Origin of the sequence: Pseudomonas sp. K5002 (genome assembly GCF_013386655.1) — a bacterium.
Lineage (GTDB): Bacteria > Pseudomonadota > Gammaproteobacteria > Pseudomonadales > Pseudomonadaceae > Aquipseudomonas.
This window is the reverse complement of sequence record NZ_JACARK010000746.1, coordinates 1-2,724: the sequence shown is the minus strand read 5'-3', so window position 1 is coordinate 2,724 and position 2,724 is coordinate 1. Positions and strand designations below refer to the sequence as shown.

Below are 2,724 nucleotides of genomic sequence, written 5' to 3'. Positions count from 1 at the left end.
GGCACGCTTTGCGCTGGATGAGTCGGTGGAGATGGACTGGCAGCAGGCGGCGCTTTCCCAGGGGCAACGCTTCAAGCGTGCACCCCTGGTGCTGTGCGGCCCGGGGGCGCGGACCCGGCAGACGGCGGCGCTGTTTGCCGACGATGCTTTGGTTGAAACAGCCCTGCGCGATTGTGATTTTGGCCGCTGGCAAGGGTTGGCGATCGAGGAGGTTCAGCAGGCCGAACCCGAAGCGCTTCAGGCCTGGTTGACCGACAGCACCTCGGCGCCCCACGGCGGCGAGTCGGTAGTGCAACTGTGTGAGCGGATAGGGCAGTGGTTGCAGTCCCTCGAGCAATCCCCGGGGCATGTCGTGGCGGTGACGCATCCATTTGTGATCCGCGCAGCGCTGCTGCATGTCATGCAATGCCCACCCGCCATGTTCAACCTGATCGACGTGGAACCGCTGTCATCCACCGAGTTGCGCTTCAATGGGCGTTGGCGCCTGCGCCTGGAAACTCACGCCTGACGTCCCGAACATGGCAAAATCCGTTCCCCGCACCGAGACCACCCATGAAGACTTTCCCATGAAACGCATCCTGATCATCGGCATTGGCGCCGGCAACCCTGACTACATCACGATGCAGGCGGTCAAGGCGCTCAACCGCACCGACGTGTTTTTCCTGATGGACAAGGGCCAGAGCAAGGACAAGCTGATCGACCTGCGCCGGGAAATCTGCGAGACCTACATCACCGATCACGCCTACCGCTTTGTCGAGGCCGATTGCCCCGAGCGGGTGCGCGGTGATATCGACTACACCACCGCCGTGAAGGACCTGAACCGCGACAAGCAGCAGACCTTCGAACGGATGATCAATGAAGAAATGGCCGACGGCGAAGTGGGCGCATTCCTGGCCTGGGGCGACCCCGCACTGTACGACAGCACCATTCGTATCCTGCAGGCGATCCTCGCCAGCGGCAGCTGCGAATTCGAATTTGAAGTGATCCCCGGGATCACTAGCGTCCAGGCGTTGGCGGCGCAGCACAAAGTGCCGCTGAACCGCATCGGTCGCTCCATCGAAATCACCACCGGGCGCCGGTTGGCGGCGGGGCAGGCGAGTGATGCCGACACCCTGGTTGTCATGCTCGATGCCGAAGATTCCTACCGCACCGTGGCCGATCAGGACCTGGATATCTACTGGGGCGCCTACCTGGGCACACCGGATGAAATCCTGATCAGCGGCAAAGTGGCCGAGGTTGCCGAAGAGATTGAACGTGTGCGCAAGGCGGCGCGCCAGGCCAATGGCTGGATCATGGATACCTATTTGTTGCGCAAACCCTAGAGGTTGATGCTCATGCTCAAACTGATTGCCCTGACGGTGGCGCTGTTTACCGGCGCCGCACAGGCCGAAGACGTATTGCACACCGACCTGCCGCTGCCTTACCTGGAGCAGACCCAAAGCGATGCGCGCAACGAGCCGCTGGTGATCTTCCTGCACGGTTATGGCAGTGACGAGGCCGACCTGTTCGGGCTCAAGGACCGCTTGCCGTCGACCTGGACCTACCTGTCTGCACGGGCACCGATGCCGGTGGAGGGCGGTGGTTATCGCTGGTTTCGCAAGAAGCCGGGCGATGGCGATTTTGATGGCGAGACCGCCGACCTGCAGAGCAGCGCCAAGCTGATCGAGGCCTTCGTCGCCCAGGCCACCACCAAGTACCACACCCAACCTGAGCGGGTGTTTCTGGTGGGGTTCAGCCAGGGTGCGATCATGTCGTATGAAGTCGGGTTAAGACATCCCGAAACTCTGCGCGGGATTGCGGCGTTGAGCGGCAGCCTGCTGCCGGTACTCAAGGCCGAACTCAAGCCGGATGCGCGACTGGGCAAGCTGGCGATTTTCATCGGTCACGGGACGCTGGACCAGGCGCTGCCGTACTACTCGGCAACGCGGGCCAACGAGGTATTGCAGGGGATTGGCCTCACCCCGGAATTCCACGGCTACCCGGGGATGATTCATACCGTCGGTGAGGCGGAGTTGCTGGACTTGAAGCAGTGGCTGGAAAAGAGCCTGCGTTGAATCCTGCGATGTGAGCGCGATCAAAAATGTGGGAGCGGGCTTGCTCGCGAAAGCGGTGGGTCAGTTAATACATGTGTTGACTGAAACACCGCTTTCGCGAGCAAGCCCGCTCCCACATTGGATTTTCATTGCCAGATAAAACCGGTTATTTACCGCCGATAATCTGCTTCACCAACAGTGCATGACCGGCTTCATCATCCGCCCGGGAAATGGCCTGCACCACCAATTGGTGGCTGCCGGAGCCCGTCAGGAAGGTGGAACTCAGTGTCTTGCCACCGCCCATGGTCGCGGTGCTGTCGACCTGGCGCAAAGCCAGGCCTTTCACGTTGAGTTTCTTCTCGGCGCCTTTCTTGAAGTCCGGCAGGGCGGCGCTTTGTTCCTTGACGAAATCCGCCACGGCACCGTCGAGGAACTGCGGGTCGTTGTCCTTGATCAGGCCGGCGACACTCGGTTTTTCGACGACGAAGATCACGCTTTTGGTGGCCTGGTCACTGTACATCGTGCCGCTGGCGCCTGCGGTGCCGTGCTCGGCATCACCGGCCGGCAGTGGGTCGGCCAGGTAGGACTTGGGCAGGTTGAAGCTGAACTTGCCATCCAGGGTGGAGATGGTCTGGGTGGCGGTCTTCTGCGCCACTGGCTTGCTGGCGGCGAGGACTTGGCTGGCGCCGAA

General features: G+C 61.5%; 4 protein-coding genes. 3 read left to right on the top strand and 1 reads right to left on the bottom strand.

Going from position 1 to position 2,724, the window contains the following annotated elements; translation table 11 throughout:
• The 3 genes from HX846_RS27600 to HX846_RS27590 form a co-directional block, all read left to right on the top strand.
• On the top strand, positions 1 to 508 hold a 508-nt coding region (locus HX846_RS27600; protein ID WP_178966506.1), incomplete at its 5' end, for a histidine phosphatase family protein.
• Between the two features lie 58 nt (positions 509 to 566).
• The gene (cobF, locus tag HX846_RS27595) at positions 567 to 1,322 is read left to right on the top strand and encodes a precorrin-6A synthase (deacetylating) (protein ID WP_003208076.1); all 756 of its coding nucleotides are present in this window, start codon (positions 567 to 569) and stop codon (positions 1,320 to 1,322) included.
• A gap of 12 nt (positions 1,323 to 1,334) precedes the next feature.
• Entirely contained in the window at positions 1,335 to 2,054 is a 720-nt protein-coding gene (locus HX846_RS27590) for an alpha/beta hydrolase (protein WP_087694209.1), read from the top strand.
• A 145-nt stretch (positions 2,055 to 2,199) separates the two neighbouring features.
• On the opposite strand, the gene HX846_RS27585 is transcribed toward HX846_RS27590, so the two are convergent.
• Positions 2,200 to 2,724, bottom strand: a 525-nt coding sequence (locus tag HX846_RS27585; protein ID WP_178966505.1) for a hypothetical protein, incomplete at its 5' end; no start/stop codon positions are given.